17 protein-coding genes, 4 tRNA genes and 1 pseudogene are annotated in these 18,534 nt (G+C 41.7%); 16 read left to right on the top strand and 6 right to left on the bottom strand.

The window, feature by feature from the left end; genetic code table 11:
• The first annotated feature begins 6 nt into the window (after positions 1 to 6).
• Together F988_RS14630 and F988_RS08300 are read left to right on the top strand one after the other, a co-directional pair.
• A pseudogene (locus tag F988_RS14630) lies at positions 7 to 214 on the top strand (hypothetical protein).
• A 44-nt stretch (positions 215 to 258) separates the two neighbouring features.
• Complete coding sequence (locus F988_RS08300) at positions 259 to 618, top strand: hypothetical protein (protein ID WP_004682442.1); 360 nt, start codon at positions 259 to 261, stop codon at positions 616 to 618.
• Between the two features lie 81 nt (positions 619 to 699).
• Here F988_RS08300 and F988_RS08295 read toward each other — a convergent pair whose 3' ends face one another.
• On the bottom strand, positions 700 to 1,146 hold the full coding sequence (locus tag F988_RS08295) for a GatB/YqeY domain-containing protein (RefSeq protein WP_004677044.1): 447 nt from the start codon (positions 1,144 to 1,146) through the stop codon (positions 700 to 702).
• A 23-nt stretch (positions 1,147 to 1,169) separates the two neighbouring features.
• Positions 1,170 to 1,385: a 30S ribosomal protein S21 gene (gene rpsU, locus F988_RS08290; protein ID WP_004652785.1), complete on the bottom strand. Its 216-nt coding sequence runs from the start codon at positions 1,383 to 1,385 to the stop codon at positions 1,170 to 1,172.
• Positions 1,386 to 1,530: 145 nt separating this feature from the next.
• On the opposite strand from rpsU, the gene tsaD reads away from it, so the two are divergent.
• Together tsaD and F988_RS08280 are read left to right on the top strand one after the other, a co-directional pair.
• Positions 1,531 to 2,538, top strand: coding sequence for a tRNA (adenosine(37)-N6)-threonylcarbamoyltransferase complex transferase subunit TsaD (gene tsaD / locus F988_RS08285; protein ID WP_004682440.1), 1,008 nt, complete (start codon positions 1,531 to 1,533; stop codon positions 2,536 to 2,538).
• A 181-nt stretch (positions 2,539 to 2,719) separates the two neighbouring features.
• On the top strand, positions 2,720 to 3,217 hold the full coding sequence (locus F988_RS08280; RefSeq protein ID WP_004682438.1) for a hypothetical protein: 498 nt from the start codon (positions 2,720 to 2,722) through the stop codon (positions 3,215 to 3,217).
• Positions 3,218 to 3,297: 80 nt separating this feature from the next.
• On the opposite strand, the gene F988_RS08275 is transcribed toward F988_RS08280, so the two are convergent.
• From F988_RS08275 to F988_RS08265, 3 genes are all read right to left on the bottom strand, one after another.
• Positions 3,298 to 3,837 (bottom strand): IS630 family transposase, encoded by a 540-nt coding sequence (locus tag F988_RS08275; RefSeq protein WP_126038012.1) that lies wholly within the window; start codon positions 3,835 to 3,837, stop codon positions 3,298 to 3,300.
• Positions 3,833 to 4,309 (bottom strand): helix-turn-helix domain-containing protein, encoded by a 477-nt coding sequence (locus F988_RS08270; RefSeq protein WP_004677047.1) that lies wholly within the window; start codon positions 4,307 to 4,309, stop codon positions 3,833 to 3,835. Before F988_RS08270 ends, F988_RS08275 begins: the two co-directional genes overlap by 5 nt.
• 88 nt (positions 4,310 to 4,397) lie before the next feature.
• Positions 4,398 to 5,270 (bottom strand): ATP-binding protein, encoded by an 873-nt coding sequence (locus F988_RS08265; protein ID WP_004682436.1) that lies wholly within the window; start codon positions 5,268 to 5,270, stop codon positions 4,398 to 4,400.
• Positions 5,271 to 5,446: 176 nt separating this feature from the next.
• Here F988_RS08265 and F988_RS08260 point away from each other — a divergent pair, with 176 nt between their 5' ends.
• The 6 genes from F988_RS08260 (at position 5,447) to F988_RS08235 (ending at position 8,453) form a co-directional block, all read left to right on the top strand.
• Positions 5,447 to 6,955 (top strand): DUF3336 domain-containing protein, encoded by a 1,509-nt coding sequence (locus tag F988_RS08260; protein WP_004682434.1) that lies wholly within the window; start codon positions 5,447 to 5,449, stop codon positions 6,953 to 6,955.
• Complete coding sequence (locus F988_RS08255) at positions 6,930 to 7,748, top strand: protein kinase domain-containing protein (protein ID WP_004682432.1); 819 nt, start codon at positions 6,930 to 6,932, stop codon at positions 7,746 to 7,748. Before F988_RS08260 ends, F988_RS08255 begins: the two co-directional genes overlap by 26 nt.
• Positions 7,749 to 7,855: 107 nt before the next feature.
• Positions 7,856 to 7,940 (top strand) — tRNA-Leu (locus F988_RS08250).
• A gap of 67 nt (positions 7,941 to 8,007) precedes the next feature.
• Positions 8,008 to 8,081: transfer RNA gene (locus tag F988_RS08245), tRNA-Trp, on the top strand.
• A gap of 146 nt (positions 8,082 to 8,227) precedes the next feature.
• A tRNA-Leu gene (locus tag F988_RS08240) sits at positions 8,228 to 8,312 on the top strand.
• A 67-nt stretch (positions 8,313 to 8,379) separates the two neighbouring features.
• Positions 8,380 to 8,453, top strand: a tRNA-Trp gene (locus tag F988_RS08235).
• 277 nt (positions 8,454 to 8,730) lie between these two features.
• Here F988_RS08235 and F988_RS08230 read toward each other — a convergent pair.
• Positions 8,731 to 9,891, bottom strand: a complete 1,161-nt coding sequence (locus F988_RS08230; protein WP_004682430.1) for a ribosomal protein uL16 3-hydroxylase — start codon at positions 9,889 to 9,891, stop codon at positions 8,731 to 8,733.
• A gap of 166 nt (positions 9,892 to 10,057) precedes the next feature.
• Here F988_RS08230 and dnaX point away from each other — a divergent pair, with 166 nt between their 5' ends.
• The 6 genes from dnaX (at position 10,058) to F988_RS08200 (ending at position 18,511) form a co-directional block, all read left to right on the top strand.
• On the top strand, positions 10,058 to 12,136 hold the full coding sequence (gene dnaX / locus F988_RS08225) for a DNA polymerase III subunit gamma/tau (RefSeq protein WP_004682428.1): 2,079 nt from the start codon (positions 10,058 to 10,060) through the stop codon (positions 12,134 to 12,136).
• A gap of 187 nt (positions 12,137 to 12,323) precedes the next feature.
• Positions 12,324 to 12,959 (top strand): vWA domain-containing protein, encoded by a 636-nt coding sequence (locus F988_RS08220; RefSeq protein WP_004679788.1) that lies wholly within the window; start codon positions 12,324 to 12,326, stop codon positions 12,957 to 12,959.
• A 34-nt stretch (positions 12,960 to 12,993) separates the two neighbouring features.
• Positions 12,994 to 14,049 (top strand): TerY-C metal binding domain-containing protein, encoded by a 1,056-nt coding sequence (locus F988_RS08215; protein ID WP_004682427.1) that lies wholly within the window; start codon positions 12,994 to 12,996, stop codon positions 14,047 to 14,049.
• A 37-nt stretch (positions 14,050 to 14,086) separates the two neighbouring features.
• Positions 14,087 to 15,931, top strand: a complete 1,845-nt coding sequence (locus F988_RS08210; protein ID WP_004682425.1) for a protein phosphatase 2C domain-containing protein — start codon at positions 14,087 to 14,089, stop codon at positions 15,929 to 15,931.
• Entirely contained in the window at positions 15,924 to 17,453 is a 1,530-nt protein-coding gene (locus F988_RS08205; protein ID WP_004682420.1) for a helix-hairpin-helix domain-containing protein, read from the top strand. Before F988_RS08210 ends, F988_RS08205 begins: the two co-directional genes overlap by 8 nt.
• On the top strand, positions 17,450 to 18,511 hold the full coding sequence (locus tag F988_RS08200) for an ATP-grasp domain-containing protein (protein WP_004682418.1): 1,062 nt from the start codon (positions 17,450 to 17,452) through the stop codon (positions 18,509 to 18,511). Before F988_RS08205 ends, F988_RS08200 begins: the two co-directional genes overlap by 4 nt.
• The last annotated feature ends 23 nt before the right edge of the window (positions 18,512 to 18,534 follow it).

Below are 18,534 nucleotides of genomic sequence, written 5' to 3'. Positions count from 1 at the left end.
ATAGAAATGATTAAAGGGCAGTGTCTATGTGGGGAAATCGAAAATAGTATTTTGTGTTATTGCACAACATTGTGCCAGTCCAATCTATTCTTATCGTACCGATTTACCCCATATCATCCGCTTGCGTTTGGGAGCGGTGACGGAGGGGCATCTTCCAGCACCGAAAGAAGAATTTTTTACTGAACATAAGCCAGATTTTATTGAATTAAGATAAAATGCTAGTGATAAGTCATATTCATTGATGAAGTTAAAAGATTTATGAAGAAGTTTGTTTTTATTATTTTGATGACTGGTTGTATGGGGAACAGTTTTGCTGCATCCATTGAGCAATATGTCAATGCTGTACATAAAATCAGGGAAAGCTATGCACAGGACTTGCGTGGATTCTTGCGTAGCCTAGACCCTCAGCTCACTCAATTTAGTCCTGAGCAACAAGCTAAATATTGTGGCATTAACCAGCGTTATATTCAGGATATGTCAGGTGCAATTGAACAAAACCGTTCATCATTACCACCACAATATGCAAGTATGACCAAGCAGGATTTAATTAAACAAGTGGTTGAGTCTAAAGAGATGCAGATGCTTGCCAAATATAATGTTCAGTGTGATTTTAAATAATAGAAAGACTTTGGGTTCATTGTTAAAATGAATCCAGTTTTAAAATAAATAGCGGATATAAATAAAGAGGATTTAAGCTAATTAGCTTAATTTTGCTTTAATTTTGGCAGAAACTTGTGCAGGATCGGCACGTCCGGCTATGATCGGACGTAGAGAATTCATCACCTTACCCATATCTTTCATGCTAGTAGCTTCTTGAGCAGCAATCGTTTGCTCAATGATAGAATCAAGTTCTTCCTCAGTCATAGCGGCTGGTAGAAATTGAGAAATAACCTCAACTTCGGCTTGTTCTTTACTAGCTAAATCATCTCGACCAGCGCCAGAAAAGGCCTTGATCGATTCTTTACGTTGTTTAATTTGCTTTTCAATGACCGCAAGAACCTGAGCATCGTCAAGCTCAATGCGCTCATCGACTTCGATTTGCTTAATCGCTGCCTGTACACCACGAATAACCGTTACCGTTGCCATGTCTTTGGCACGCATAGATGATTTTAATACGTCGGTAATCTGGTCTTTTAAAGTGGTCATATCAGCAGTCAGTCACAAATTAATTAGTAAAGGCGAGTAGTACGTACAGATTCGCGAGTCAATTTCTTTTGATAACGCTTAACTGCAGCAGCTTTTTTACGCTTACGTTCCTGAGTTGGTTTTTCATAGAACTCACGCTTACGAACGTCAGCTAAAACACCCGCTTTTTCGCATGAACGCTTGAAACGACGGATAGCTACGTCTACTGGTTCGCCTTCTTTCAATTTAACTTGTGGCATGTAAAATCCTCTAAGATGATGGGATAGACCTAACGTACCATTACGCCAGATCACAAGTGAAGTGCACTATTTTACTCATTTACAACTCAGATCACAAGTCTATAATAGCCCCGACATTATTTTTAAACGATGTAAAGGCAGTTAAATGATTGTTTTGGGCTTGGAAACTTCGTGTGATGAAACTGGGTTGGCACTCTATGATAGTGAACTCGGCTTGCGTGGACAGGTTTTATATAGCCAGATCAAACTGCATGCTGAATATGGTGGTGTCGTACCAGAACTTGCTTCACGTGACCATGTCCGTAAAATGATTCCCCTGATCAATCAACTGCTTGAACAAAGTGGTGTTCAGAAAAACCAGATTGATGCGGTTGCCTATACGCGTGGTCCAGGACTCATGGGTGCCTTGATGACAGGTGCATTGTTTGGTCGTACTTTAGCATTTGCCTTTAATAAGCCTGCAATTGGTGTACATCACATGGAAGGGCATATGCTTGCACCATTACTTTCAGAGACTCCACCAGAATTTCCATTTGTTGCATTATTGGTGTCTGGTGGGCACACACAGTTGATGGCAGCCTACGGTATTGGTCAATATGAATTACTGGGTGAGTCAATTGACGATGCAGCAGGTGAAGCCTTTGATAAAGTCGCAAAAATGATGAAGCTACCTTATCCAGGTGGGCCAAACATCGCAAAACTTGCATTGCAAGGGGATGCCCTGGCATTTGAGTTTCCTCGTCCAATGTTGCATCAAGGTTTGGATTTTTCATTTAGTGGTTTAAAAACAGCGGTTTCTGTGCAGTTGAAAAAACTGGGTGAAGAAAACCGTGATGCTGACGTTGCTGCCTCTTTTCAGGAAGCAATTGTCGATACATTGGTTAAAAAATCGGTTAAAGCCTTAAAGCAAACAGGTTTAAAGCGTTTGGTGATTGCAGGTGGGGTGAGTGCAAATTTGCGTTTACGTGAGCAATTGGAAACCTCACTGAAAAAAATTAAGGCGCAGGTTTATTATGCTGAACCTGCCTTATGTACCGATAATGGCGCAATGATTGCATTCGCAGGTTATCAACGTTTAAAGGCTGGGCAGCATGATGGTTTGGCTGTCACCACAACGCCAAGATGGCCGATGACTGAGTTGCAACCAACCTGAAAATTGAATTGATGATTCTTGTTGGTTGATAGGCTTTAGATCGGTTTACGTTCTTATTTTATTTAAAAATCAAACCATTATTTATATGTATGGCAATGGCTTGGAGTCAACGCTATTGTGTTAAAGTATTGGATAAATTATTTATTTTGATGAGCTAAAACTCATTAGCGGAGTTCAGAAGTTGAAAATTTCTTATGTTTTTACCTGTGGTCGATTAGAGTCTTTGTTTAAGATTCTAAATCTTATTCAATCCAATGAAAATAAAGAAAAAAATGATAAAGTGATTGAGCAGTTTAGAAAGGATATTTCTTTAGGGCGAACTTTTGAGGAAACTGAACTTTATCAATTGATAGAAGACAGTGAGGAAAAAATTGTGGTCAATCGCTTGAACAATATTCTTCGGGACAAACCTGCCCATCAGAATGAATTTGATTTTCAGGAATATAAAACAGGTGCCTGGTCTGAATTTAACGATTATAAGCTGGCAGTTCGTTTCTCTAATGCCAAAACAGAGTTAAGTGAAAAGCACTTTGAAAAAACTGGTGAATACATGACTAGTCGAGGTATTGCAAAACTGACAGGTTTCAATCCAGCTAATATCAAGAATATGTTGCAACATAAAAGAGCTGTCGTGAAGAAAATGCTTATCACATTGGAAAAATTAGCAAAAGAATATTGATAATCTATAAAATAAAAAATTGATGCAGAGAAAATTTATTTTTCTGCATCGAGATTTAATTTCTGAATAATAAGTATCAACTAAAAAGTAAACATGTATTCATTACCAAAACCCTTTGAAATCTGCCCAACCCAACGCTCTATTTGATCTGCCTTCATCACCTTAAAATCCCGCCAGTTATACTTCATCTGCTTCCAAACCATCTCAATTCTATTCAGCTCAGGACTATACGCAGGTAGAAAATACAAAGTCGTTGAATACTCTTGTACAAGAAGCTTGCGCCAATCTACCATCTGTTTGCTGCGATGAATCGAGGCATTGTCAACAATCAACACCAAAGGAACTTGATAGCTGCGTTTCACCTGTGCTGCTACACCCATCAAATAGGCATAAAACCAGCGACTGTTAACGGACTCCTGTAGGCAACTGGTGATCAGATGACCCGTTGACAGCAGACAACCCATCACATTAACTCGCTTTAGTCTTACAGCATCAACCGCATGAACATCGCCTATCTTTGTCCATGCATAACGGTTATCTGGCGTAGCCGAAAATCCTGTTTCGTCCACATAGCCCAATACAATTTCACCACGTGCCGCTTGCTCACGTAATGCTTCAATCTGCTGTTGCGCTTGTCCAAATGCGGTCGGGTCTCTTTTTTTTCAAGCTGTGTCGGGTGCGTTTGAAGACCATGCCTGAATCTCGCAAAAACTTGCGAAGAGTTTCAACAGACACCGATACACCGTGTTTTTCATGCAGTTTGACTCGGATTTGTTCTGCATTGAGTGGGCTTGTGTTGACCCACTCTAAGATTTGAGCCTGATAGTTTGAGGTCAGTGTATTGGGACGGCCTGAGCGATGACCTTCTTGAATCGATTCAAACTGATGTAGCTCCCAATGTCGGCGTTGTAGCCTTATGGTTTCTGGGATACGCTCTTGTAACGCAGCAACTTCGGCAACAGTTTTACCTTCGGAAAGCCAGAGAATGGTTTGGGCACGTTGTCTTTCACGCCAATGTGCTGCATGCTTGGTCAAGAGAATTAGTTGTGCACGCTGTTCTAAGCTGAGTGGGACGGTAACAATCCGTGGCATGTGCAAACATCGTTTAACCAAAAATGTCTTTTCGCATGTTTAGTTGTTTTTGTCAACTTAATCAATTGATGGCTTTTTATTTGAGTAATTATACCATTTTTAATTGCTGCGAACCGATCCAGTGTTTTGAGAACTGATATGCCGCACGGCCTGAACGCTGTCCTCGTGCCTGACACCATCTCAGTGCCTCAGCCCGTACTGTGTCATTATATTCCAGATCAGCTTTTCGAATATAATGTTCCACAATGTCCAGATAGAGCTGTTGATCCATTGGATAGAATGAAAGCCATAGTCCAAAACGATCAGAAAGTGAGATTTTTTCTTCAATCGCTTCCTGTGGATGCAACTCGGTATATTGCGGAACATCAACCTTGCGCACTGGTGTATTTTCGTGCATAAATTCAGGCAATAGGTGGCGGCGGTTACTGGTTGCATAAATAACGAAGTTGGTTGAACCAGATTGCAGCGAACCGTCCAAAACACTCTTTAAACTACGGTAATTTTCATCTTCCGCATTAAAGGCCAGGTCATCACAATAGACAATAAACTTTTCTGGGCGCTCGGCAATCAGTTTTTGAATTTTTGGTAAATCTGATAAATCATCACGTTCAATTTCAATCAGGCGTAAACCCTGTGCTGAGTACGCCGTGAGCAGGGCACGTACAATGGAGGATTTGCCTGTACCACGGGAACCTGTCAGCAAAATATCATTGGCGGGGAAACCATTTAAAAACTGCAAGGTATTTTGGATAATCTTGTCTTTTTGGCGTTCAATTCCTTTTAAATCTTCCAGATACATTTTTTTAGGTTGTTGAATTGCGACCAGTTGCTGATTTTCCCAGCGAAAAGCAATTGCTGAAAAATCAGTAGGTTGTCTTGGAGCGGGGAGGACTTGCTGGAGCTGTGTTAAAACACTGGATAATGACTGGAGAATAGATTCGGGTAAATCAAGGATAGCCATAAATCAAACCAAACTCAGTGATCAATAAATAGGGATACTATCACTGCTATAGTTAAAATAAAGAAAATATCATCAAGAATATGGAAATAAGCTGATTTTACCCTTGATTGTTACAATAGGTTTTTGCATTGTATAGGTGCAGGATTAGAAAAACATGATGCACATCAGGATAACGAATGTTAAATAATGTCCAAGAAAAAAAGAATACATATCAAACATATAGGATAGATGTGTTACAGGAGCAATTACAACATGCCAGCTCTTATGAAGAATGGAGGGAAATTGCACTCAAATTGGACGAGGAATCAGGCAGGGAAGTATGGAAATATGACAATGAATCGCCTTATTTTGATGCTGAAGTTTTATCCAGGCGTTACAACCTGCTAAAAAGATATCGGCTGCATCACCGTACCCTTGACCTGATCTATGTATTGAGGGATGGACTAACCTACGATTTTGCCAATATTGGCCATCCCATGTTGTTTGCTGAAACGTATATCGGCACCAAAAAAATTATCGAAAACTATGTGGATGAGGTGAGTGACTGTTTGCGTTATTTGGCATCCAGCGAATGTATAACGTTTCAGCTCAAGGAGAAAATCCAGTTTTTTGAGGAATGTCAGAAAGCCTATGGTCAGCCTGCCTTGATGCTTTCTGGTGGCGCAACTCTGGGACTGTTTCATACTGGGGTGTGTAAGGCATTGCTGGAACAGGACCTGTTGCCGAAAGTGCTGTCAGGTTCAAGTGCGGGCGCAATCATGACGGGGATGTTGGGTACCTCATCCGCTGATCAAATTCCAGAATTATTGACAGGAAAGCATTTCTTTCATGAAGCATTTCGTTTTAGAAAGGTGATGGAACTCATTAAGGGGCATGGCGGTATTGCCGATGTGATGTACCTTAAAAAATTCCTGATTCACAATATGGGAGACCTGACCTTTGCAGAGGCGTATCAGCGTTCTGGTCTGCATATCAATATTGCGGTTGCACCTTACAATGCATCACAAAACCCGCTTATCCTCAATGCCTTGACTGCGCCGAATGCTTTGGTCTGGAGTGCGGTGATGGCTTCCTGCGCGGTTCCTGTTCTGTTTCCACCCGTTCATCTGACCAGCAAGCGCTACGATGGACAGCATACGCCCTATATGTCAAACACCAAATGGGTGGATGGGAGTATGCGTAGTGATTTTCCACAAGAAAAAATGGCTCGTTTGTATAATATCAACTACACCATTGCTAGTCAGGTGAATCCGCATATTGTTCCATTTATGCAGAGTGACTTACAGCGTTATCGTAATGATGTGTTGAGCTGGCCTGAGCGGATTATCCGTCATCAGGGTAAAACCATTGCACTGGATGTGATGGATTTAACCCGCCATTATGTGGGAAGATTTTTCCCGATTCGCCGTGCCCTGGATCATGGTTATGGTATTTTAGGACAGCGCTATTATGGGGATGTCAATATTATTGCCAAATATGGACTGCGCCACTATGGTTATATGCTCAAGAACCCTCGTCCCAAGTTGTTTAAGATTTTGCAGCAGGAGGGTGAACGGGCGACCTGGCCTAAAATCGCTTCTATTGAAACCCATGCGCGTATTGGTAAAACCATTGAACATTGTTTGGCATCATTGCGCAAACAGGCAGAAAAGCAGCAGAATGAGTTTTATTACGTGGACCTTTGATTCGCAACTTCCGTTGGATGATCTTGTATTAAAAACCAAACCCCAAAGTTATGCCTTTGGACGGCGTTTATATACATTCCAGATCGAACAGCAAAAATATTGGCTTAAATTTCATCAGGCCCATAGTTATCACGTTTTGGAACATGCTTTTCTGCATGAATTGGATTTTTATCAGCAGAATTCAATCTCCAGAAAGCAATTTATTGTTCCTCATCAAATCATTCAGTTTAAAGAAAACACGCCGTTTCATGAACTTGCCTCCACTGGAAAAGGGCTGATTCTGGTGGATACAGAAAATTTTTTTAACTGTGTGCCCAGCGATGTGCAAATAATTCAACAGCAAATATTAAGGGCATTGGAAACACTGGAAAATATGCACCAACTAGGGTGGGTGCATGGCGACCTTAAAATTGAACATTTCCGTTGCTATGAAAATAGCTGTAAGCTGATTGATTTTGAGCAGAGCTTTAAATCACCTCATGCAACCCAGAATTTAACTGCCACACCGCACTATATGGCGCCAGAGCTTTTTCATGCAGAAAGGAAAACAGTTCAGAGTGATTTATATGCTTTTGGTATTATTGTCTATGAATGGCTCACTGAAACAAGGCTACAGGCCAAGACCTACCATAATTGGGCGGTATTGCATTGCCAGCAAATGCAAATTCAGCTTCCTAAACAGCTTGAATGCTTTTTGCCATTGCTGAATGGGTTGATGCAGAAGCAGGTTGAACAGCGTTTTAAGTTGGTTTCAGATGCAAAAGACTGTCTAAACTCGACTATTTTGCTGTAAAAATAAACATAAATACTTGATTTGAATATTATATGTTCATTTGGTTGGTTTTTTTTAACAGAAACACTTGTCATCAAGGATGTTTCTCACTAATATGCATACCCATCGGGGGCGTGGCGAAATTGGTAGACGCACTGGATTTAGGTTCCAGCGCCGCAAGGTGTAAGAGTTCGAGTCTCTTCGCCCCCACCAAATTTAAAAAGCAAGGATAACTTGCTTTTTTTATGGTTAAGTCGTTATGATTTGATCATGCTGTTATAGAGGATTGGTGTAATGGTAGCATGACGGTCTCCAAAACCGTTCGTCAAGGTTCGAGTCCTTGATCCTCTGCCAAATTTAAAAGGGATTTTTTAGGAGTCCCTTTTTTATTGCCGTAATTTTTTATCTGTATATTAAAAAAGCATTAAGTTTCAGATGCATGGTTTTTTATAAAAAGGGCTTGTCATCAGAAACGTTTATCTCTAATATACACATCCATCGGGGGCGTGGCGAAATTGGTAGACGCACTGGATTTAGGTTCCAGCGCCGCAAGGTGTAAGAGTTCGAGTCTCTTCGCCCCCACCAAATTTAAAAAGCAAGGATAACTTGCTTTTTTTATGGTTAAGTCGTTATGATTTGATCATGCTGTTATAGAGGATTGGTGTAATGGTAGCATGACGGTCTCCAAAACCGTTCGTCAAGGTTCGAGTCCTTGATCCTCTGCCAAATATTAAAAAAGCCCTTGTATTTACAAGGGCTTTTTTATGTTCATCTTTTCAGATGACTTTTCTTTTGAAGTGGTCTACGTGTATTCTGCTAGTCTAGAGCCACTAGTTTAATACTTTTTTGAATCCGTCAATGCGTAAGTCTTATTCTAATTCAGGGAATAAAATGTAGCTCTTATCAAAAACAGGTTTTTGGGTCGTATTGGATTAATGAGGGCCTTTGATATTTTGCAGGCCCTCATTTTTAGTGATTCATTTAATAGCTATACTTTTCAAGTTTAATTGGGTGGTAACAGCATTAAAATGCCATCATTCAGCAACTGGGCGATATCTTCCAGTATTTCAATATGATTCAACTGTTCATCAAATATCAGGCTTTCACCATTGGCTAGTTGCTGCAATTGTTTCTCAAATGCTTCGGAAACACAAACAGGTTCGCCATTTGCCCAAAACTCCAATACTCCATTGTGCTGTCTGTAAAGTAGTTTCATGGCTGGTTCCAGCATCAGTTCATAGCCTGTACCTATGATTTCAATGAGCTCATTTGCCTCAATTTCTTCTGGTTCAGGAATATTGTCTGGATATTTGACTTCGCTCATATATGCCATAATTGCAGCATCAAATTCAGGCGCCTGACAGAGATAATCGAGTAACTGGTTTTTTAAATAGCTAAATTCGGTATGGTTGATTTCGCCAATTGCTGTGGCCTGCTGGCGGGGAATATCCAGCAAGGGATTTTTCAGTAAGCTATTTTCTGCAAACTGGTCACTGATCCGATCCATCATGTGTGCAAGGTTAGGCATACGGAAACCAAACGAAAAGGTCAGGCATTCATCTTCCGCAACACCATAATGGGAAAGTCCAGGTGGTACATAGAGCAAGTCGCCTGGCGCAAGAACTTCATCAAAATGAACATCCATTTCAGGCAATAATTTTAAGGGTTGATCTGGCACAAACTCGGTTGATTCGTCACACATTTGACCCAACTGCCAACGGCGATGACCATGTCCCTGCACCAGAAACACATCATAAAAGTCGAAGTGTTTGCCCACTGATCCTCCTTTAGGTGCGTAGGACACCATAATGTCATCACGCCGCCATTGGGGAATAAAAGGAAATTTTTTCCACAGTTCTGAAATATCAAAGGAATAGTGATCAATCGCTTGTACTAAAATTGTCCATAAATTTGGCAATTTTTGAAAATCACCTTTGGTTAAAGGTGAGGATTTAACGTGCCATTCATTTGGTTTTTTGTTTTTTTGACGGATCAAACGTGCGCTGACTTGCTCTTCCAATGCCAGCTCCCTGACATCATCAGGTTCGATGAGTCCAATAATTTCGGGCATTGCGTTACGCACCAGCAGTGGTTTTTTTTGCCAGTATTCAGTTAAAAATTGTTCTGCGGTAATACCGCCCAATACCGTTAAAGGTTGTGACATGATGATGAAGCCAAAAATAAATCAATAACGTGTATTGTCCCTTGAGTTGAAAGGCGGTGCAAGCCTTGTATCACAGCCAACAAACCCTAATTTTGATCAATCAGTTCGGGATTCATTCACAGCTTCTTAAAAACACAGTATGCTAAAGCGGCTATAAGGAGTATTCATGTATCAAGTATTGGCAAGAAAATACCGTCCACGTAATTTCAATGAGTTAGTGGGGCAGAATCATGTCTCCCGTGCGTTGACCAGCGCATTGGAACGTGGACGATTGCATCATGCTTATTTATTTACAGGGACACGTGGTGTGGGTAAAACTACAATTGCCCGTATTTTAGCCAAGTGCCTGAACTGTGAAACGGGTGTGACCTCAACGCCGTGTGAAGTTTGTGCCACCTGTAAGGCCGTGAATGAAGGGCGTTTCATTGATTTAATCGAGATTGATGCTGCGTCACGTACCAAAGTTGAAGATACCCGTGAGTTACTGGACAATGTTCCTTATGCACCAACTCAGGGTCGCTTCAAAGTCTACCTGATTGACGAAGTGCACATGCTTTCAACGCATTCATTTAATGCTTTATTAAAAACGCTGGAAGAACCGCCAGAGCATGTGAAGTTCTTGTTTGCAACCACCGATCCACAGAAATTACCCATTACGGTGATTTCTCGTTGTTTGCAGTTTACCCTGCGTCCTTTGGCTGTTGATGAGATTACCACGCATTTAACCGCAATTTTAAATAAAGAGCATATTGAAGCTGATCAGGATGCGATCTGGCAAATTGCTGAATCGGCACAGGGTTCATTACGTGATGCATTATCCTTAACGGATCAGGCCATTGCCTATGGTCAGGGAGCTGTACATCATCAAGATGTCAAAGACATGCTGGGGCTGATTGACCGAACCATTATTTATGACCTGATTTTAGCAATTCATCACAACCAACAAGCGCATGTCAGCCAGTTGTTGTTGCAGTTTAGGCAACAGGCTTTAGATGTTTCTCTGGTTCTGGATCAGTTGGTTTCAACCTTGCATGAGTTGGCGTTGTTGCAGTATCTGCCTGATCTTGCCTTGAAATACAGTGAAGAAATCAATCGAAAAATTCTACATTTGTCCAAACTGATTTCTGCTCAGGATTTGCAGCTTTACTATCAGATTGCATGTAAGGGACGATCTGATCTGCAACTTGCAGTCACGCAAGAGCAAGGTTTTGAAATGTGTGTCTTGCGTTTGCTCGCATTTAGACCGTTATCTGCTGGTGAAATTACTGTTGGGGGCACAAACCCACAAAATATTGTAGTTTCTCATCAGCAAGTCGTTTCAACTGAGCCAAGTCCAGCAGAAATTCAGCAATTGCAGCAAGTTACTATTGTTGAAGAACAGCTTGTGGTTCAGCAGGAAATGGTTAGTGTTGAACCTGAACCTGAACCTGAACCTGAACCTGAACCTGAACCTGAACCTGAACCTGAACCTGAACCTGAACCTGAACCTGAACCTGAACGCATTATTCAGAATGAAAATGTTATGGTTTTTGATGCAGCGGATGGGCAACTGATTGGGTTGGATCATTCAGCTATCCATCAGCAAAATGCTCATTCCAGTGAATTCAAAGAATCAGATGAGGTATTGATTTTTCCCGTAGAGGAACAAACTGAAGTTACACAAATCATCAATCAAGCACCTGAGCCAAACGTTAAGGCTGAACCTGAATTGTTTGAAGAAACATTTATTGCTACGGAACAGCAAATTGACAACCAATTTGCCATGCCTGTGGTTGATGTAGTTCAACAGGTTGAAACGATGCATTTGGCAGACCAAGCTAATCTCATGCCTCAAGATATTCTTAAACTTCGTGAACAGGTTTTGGAGGGTGAGTGGAATCTGGATAAATGGGAATACTGGTTTAGAAATAGTGAACTTTCGCCAGCCGTCCAGGAGTTGGCACAGCATGGCATCATGCAGGGGCATATTAATGGCTCATCTGTGTTTCATATTCCGCAGAAATACGAGGGCATGTTGTCACAATTAAGGCAGGCGTTGGAAGATGCACTTAAGTCACAGTGGCCGAATACGCAGTTTAATGTGCAATATCAAGATATTGATTCGATAACACCTTTTACCATGCAGGTCATGCGTAAGGAAAAGGCGTTTCATCGGGCTGTTGAGTTATTACAGCAGGAACCTGCCATTAAAAGTTTAATTGAAACCTTTGATGGTGAGTTACAGAATATTCAACTCAAGTCCTGATGCTTGAGTCCCCTTAAATTTAATATTTGGCTTGTGGTTTCTATCTAACTGCTTGTTGCAAATACTTATTAAACATACAGAATTGTCTATTTATTTTAAGTAATTAAGGGCTGGTGCATAGTAGAACCAAAAAAATTATGTTAAAAAAAGAAAGCGAATAATATACTGAAAATAAGGAAAAATAATAATGCGCCGTTTGCCTGTTTATATTTTATTGGATACTTCGGGGTCAATGCGAGGAGAGCCAATTCATTCCGTGAATGTTGGATTGCAGTCGATGCTTAGTGCATTACGGCAAGACCCTTATGCACTGGAAAGTGTGCATTTAAGTATCATTACTTTTGATTTAGAGGCAAAGGTCTATTTGCCACTGACCCCACTCGATCAGGTTCAATTGAACAATATTGATGTGCCAAGTGCAGGGGCAACCTTTATGGGCGCTGCTCTGGAGTTGTTGGCAGAACAAGTGAGCCAGCAAATTCAAAAAAGTAGCGATGAGATTAAAGGGGACTGGAGACCTTTATTATTTGTCATGACAGATGGCTCACCCTCAGATGTGTATGCATATCAGCAAGCAGTTCCTGTGATTCAGCAATTAAACTTTGCCAGTATTGTTGCCTGTGCGGCAGGGCCCAAAGCCAAAACTGAACATTTATTGCAACTGACAGATAAAGTTGTGGTATTGGATACCATGGATGCTGCATCATTTTCAGGATTCTTCAAATGGGTATCGGCAAGTGTGGTGGCAGGCAGCAGCAGTGCAGGCATTTCAAGCTCGATTTCATTGCCACCACCACCGCCTGAAGTGCAACTGGTTTTATAAATAACGGTATAAATTATTAAGGATATTCAGCTAGATGCGACGTTTACCTGTTTTTTTTGTGTTGGATTGTTCTGAATCCATGGTGGGGAAAAATATTGAGCAGATGCAGCAGGGTATTCAACTCATCATGCAGCAGTTACGCAAAGACCCTTATGCCCTGGAAACAGTATATGTGTCAATGATTGCCTTTGCGGGAATTGTGCGTACCTTGGTGCCTTTGGTGGAAGTGTTTGCTTATTATCCAGTGAAATTACCTTTGGGCGGTGGTACACACTTAGGTAAAGCGCTGGAACATTTAATGAATGAGTTTGATCGTCACTTGATTAAGACCACAACAGAAACCAAAGGTGACTGGAAGCCAGTCGTATATTTATTTACAGATGGGCGACCAACCGATGAATGCAAGGATGCAATTTATCGCTGGCAAAAAAAGTATGCCCGCCGTTGTACACTGATTGCACTGGGAATGGGTAGAAATGTCGATTATCACACTTTAAAGCAACTGACGGAACACTGTATAGCCTTTGATGAGTTGAATGAAAAAGATTTCCAAAAGTTCTTCCAATGGATCAGTGCCTCAGTCGTCGCGCAAAGTAAAAGTGTGGGAGATGGTGAACAGCAGCAACATCTACCGCCTTTGGATGAGCGCTATATGCGTCTGGTTAAAGATGTTCAGCCACGAACTTTGCTGGATGAGCAGTGTGCAACTTTTGTTGGGCGTTGTGGAAAGTTAAATCGCCCTTATTTGATGAAATTTGAACGTGAAATTCAGTATCAGGCCCCTAAAGACTTAGATATTAACCTCAATTTGTATCACTACCAACTGAAAGAGTGCTGCAAAATTGATGAGGATTATTTTACCTGGTCAGATCAAAGCCAACACCAACAGCAAATCAATACCACTTTGCTTGAAGGCACGCCTGAGTGCCCACATTGTTTGGCAGAAACCGCATTTGCCATGTGTGGCTGTGGTCAATTAATGTGTTATGACGGTTTTAGTGAAGAAGTCAGTTGTCCGTGGTGCCGCCGTCAGGTGAGTTTTGGCTATGGCGGTTCGGATGGGTTTGATGTGCAGCGTGGTCGAGGCTAGGGTATTCGTCTTAAGGCTAAAAAGGAATTTTTTATTTATGCTTCAGCCATTAACACCAGAATTAAAACAGGCCCTTGCTGATACATTAGCACAACTTTTAAATCATAAAAGCCAGTCATTAAATCAGATGCAAAATCAGGAATGGTGGCAGCAATGTGTACAAAATAAGCGTCTTTACAATGCCTATCATGATCTGGCAGAACAGTTTTATGATGCGGTGGGTTTTCAACTGGAGCAGTTGCCAGACTTTCAGGGATGTTTGTTACAACAAATATTGCAACAGGGACGTTTGCCGATTTATGCGCCTGTGCAAAATAGCCCATGTGAAAAGCATGGGGTGTCAAAGAATGCTGTAGAACCTCTGGGCTTTTATCCACAGCCTGATACTGCTCAAGCAGAATCTGTGCACCTTGAATCAGAACAGAAACAACCTTTGACACCACCAAATAATGACAATCAATCCATATTATCCGAAATGACAGATTTATCTGAATCTAATTCTGTTGTGCCTACACATTTACCGTTGGCCGTAACGACTCCAATCATTGAAAAACAATCCAGCCCTATTCCAGACAATGCCTCAACATCCCTGCAAACTGGGGTAAAAACGGTGAAAAAAATGCCTCACTTTCAGATTCCCAACGCTAGAGTGGGACAGAACTATCAAGCCAGCATTCAAATGCAACATCCCGTGAAACAGGATCTACAGATTCATCATGAAAGTGTCAGGATTCCTGAAAATCTGGGTATCTGTTTTGATGCAGTGACACAGCAACTTTCAGGCATACCCACACAGGCAGGTGAATTTAAACTCATTTTTCAATATAAAACGGCAAATGAGCAGGCAGGATGGTTGTCAGGGGAAGTCACGTTTATTGTCACGGCTGATCCGCGTAGTTTATGGCAGGTGAATGAGCCTGATCCAAATGCGATGTATTGGAAAGCAAATAATCGTTGTCAATTGATTCAGGCGGCAGATTTTAATATTGCTGCGTGTAGTCAGCGAGGACGTTCACATGAACATGCAGGAACATTCCGTGATGATGATTTTTTTGTTGCTCAGGTCGCGGATAGTAATTGGTCGGTATTGGTTGTGGCAGATGGTGCAGGAAGTGCCGAATTTTCCCGTGAGGGGTCGAGGGTTGCGGTGAATACTGTTGGTGAGTATTTAAAAGCTTTCATGCAAAAACAATCAGGTGAATCTGACCGATTGTTGGCACAGTGGCAAGTCGGAGCTAATGATGATCCTGAAACCAAAAATGCAGCGCATCAGTTAGGCAATCAATTTAGTGATGCGTTTTATTCAGCCGCAACACAAGCCATTGAACAAATTGAACATGAAGCCACTCGACAAGGCGTTGCCTCTAAATTGTTTGCTACAACATTATTGTTTGCAGTGGTACGGCAACAAGACAATAAAACCTTTATAAGTAGTTTTTGGGTCGGTGATGGAGCGATTGCAGTTTATGGTAAAGACCGCGTACGGTTAATGGGGAAACCTGATGGGGGGGAATTTGCAGGACAAACCCGCTTTTTAGATTATGGTTGTTTGGTACGAGATTTTAAACAGCGAGTCCATATTGGCTATTTTGATGACGCTCAGGCAGTAATTCTCATGACCGATGGGATTTCTGATCCGCGTTTTGAAACAGATGCAGGGCTGGAAAATCAAAAAAAATGGCAGGCACTTTGGCAAGAAATTGAACCACACTTACAACAGGAACAACCTGAACAGGCCTTATTGGAATGGTCGGCATTCTTTAGTGCAGGACACCATGATGATCGAACTCTGGCAATTTTATGGACGGTTTCGACAAGCTCAATCCATGACTCATCTATGGTGACTGAGCCTGTCGAAATAAACGGAGAAGAACATGAGTAAAGTCATTCAATGTCAAACGCTCGATGGCCGTCCAATTGCATTTATTGATGAAGTGATCGGTTCGGGTGCCATGAAAGATGTATATTTTTCTCCTGATAAATCTTATGTGGTGTGTTTTTTTAGCAAGGAAAAAAACCATTTTTATCAGTCTCAGGCTGAACTGGAACGGCAGAAAGATCGGTTAAAAGAAATTGTGGGCAATAAATGGCAAGGTATTTTTAACGGTGCGGGTGGTGATTACTGGAAAAATGTATTTTGCTGGCCTGATGGTTTGGTGGAATACAATGGCTTGCTGGGGATTACAGCACCTACTTATCAAAAGCCATTTTTCTTTGAGTTTGGTTCTAAAAATAATGATTTTTTGGGGATTAAAGGGAAAGAAAAAGAGGGAAAATGGTTTGCGAGTGCCAATAACCAGAAACGCTTTCTGGATGAACGGGAAAAAGGCACATGGCTGAACTATCTCAAGATTTGTATTTTAATTGCGCGTGCAGTGCGCCGTATGCATGCGGCTGGTTTGGCCCACTCCGATTTGTCCTATAAAAATATCTTGATTGATCCTGTCATGGGGCGTGCTTGCGTCATTGATGTGGATGGTTTGGTTGTTCCAGGCAAATATCCGCCTGATGTGGTGGGAACACCAGATTTTATTGCGCCTGAAGTGGTGATGACCAACCATCTTAAAAAAGATGATCCTCAACGGCATTTGCCCAATATCATGACGGATCGTCATGCTCTGGCTGTGCTGATTTATATGTATTTGCTCTATCGCCATCCATTACGTGGTGGCAAAGTACATGATGTCAATGACCCACAAAAAGATGAAAATCTGGCAATGGGTGAAAATGCATTATTTATTGAACACCCATCGGATGCAAGTAATCGGGTTAAAGTGGCGCAGGTTCGTCCGAGTGCATTACCGTGGGCAGACCCCGAAAAAATTCCATTTACAGTGACAGGGCCATATTTAAAGGAACTCTTTCTACAGAGTTTTGTTACAGGTCTGCATCAACCGCAGCAACGGCCCTCTGCCAATGACTGGGAAACGGCATTGGTGAAAACGGTTGATTTAATGCAGCCCTGCCTAAATCCAGATTGTGGTCAAAAATGGTATGTATTTGACAACAGCACCAAGCCTGTCTGCCCATTTTGTGGCACGGCATTTCACGGCAAATTGCCTGTGTTAAACCTATATTCGGCACGCAGGGAGGGGAGCTTTAGACCTGATAATCACCGTTTGATGGTCTGGACAGGCCAGTCAATCTATCAATGGCATGCCAATAACTTGATTGCGCCAAATGAACGTTTAAGTGTAGAGCAAACCAAACGGGTGGGTTATTTTATTTTCCATCAACAGCAATGGTGGCTGGTCAATGAGAATTTACCTGAACTGATGGACGTGGCAAGCAAAGAGATTATTCCGATAGGTGGAAAAATTGAATTGACCGATGGGAAGCAGATTTTATTGTCACGTCAGGATGGCGGACGTTTAGTGGTGGTACAAATGGTGGAATGTGAATGAATGCAGCTTTAGAAGTGACGGGAACAAATACAGAAATGAATATCGCTGAAAACTCTATTGGAATCTGGTTTACCCAAGCCCATTCCTGTCAGCGAGATTTAATTTTGGCAGCAAAACATACACCTTTTAATCTACCTATTCATGTGGTGGCCTCCCATCCCGAGTGGCGGCCTGAAATCACATCTGTTGCAGATATTGCGTTACAGGAGCCTGCCGTTGCTGAGCGCGTGGAGTGGGTGCTACAACAGGCACAGCGCCTAAAGGTAAAGCTAATTATTGCAGGGCGTTTTGGACGAATTTATCTGGAACAGAAACACCGTTTCGAGGCTTTGGGTATTCGGATTATGGCTGGCTGCGATCACATGGAGCAGATTGCCCAATTACATGATAAATCAGTATTTACCCAAACCTGTTTACACCATCAGATTGCGGTTGTCCCTGCCACCACTGTATATCATGCTGAAGAGTTGCAAGCCGCCTATGAAAGTTGGTCGAAGAAAGGTGAAGTATGTGTAAAGCCTGTGACAGGTGTATTTGCATCAGGTTTTTGGCATCTGGATACAAAGGCGACATCATTTGATATGTTTGCCAATAGTCAGAATTTTAGGGCACATCCACAAACATTTATTGAAAGTTATCGACAATCGCCGAATCCGCCTGCCTATTTGGTGATGCCATTTTTATCGGGTCAGGAATGTTCAGTGGATATGTTTTGTGTGCATGGGCAAGTCCGATGTGCGGTTGTCCGTTGTAAACAGCGCGGTGGTTACCAGCAACTGAAACTCGAAGGTGAGGCCATTGAACTGGCCAGACAGGTTGCTGAATTGTTTGGTTGTGATGGTTTGGTGAATATGCAGGCCCGTTATAATGATCATGGACAATTATTTATTTTGGAAGTTAATCCTCGCCCTTCGGGTGGAATAGGGCACACATTTTATAGTGGTGTCAATCTGGTCCACGCTGCTATTGCAGAAACATTCGGATTGGATTATCAGCCTGAAAAAATTGAAAATACTGTTATGGTTCGACATATTAGCCAAAGTGTTTGTGTGGTATAAAAAACGGTATAAATATAATTTTT

This window comes from Acinetobacter parvus DSM 16617 = CIP 108168 (genome assembly GCF_000368025.1).
GTDB classification, from domain to species: Bacteria; Pseudomonadota; Gammaproteobacteria; order Pseudomonadales; family Moraxellaceae; genus Acinetobacter; species Acinetobacter parvus.
This window is presented reverse-complemented; position numbering and strand designations above follow the sequence as displayed.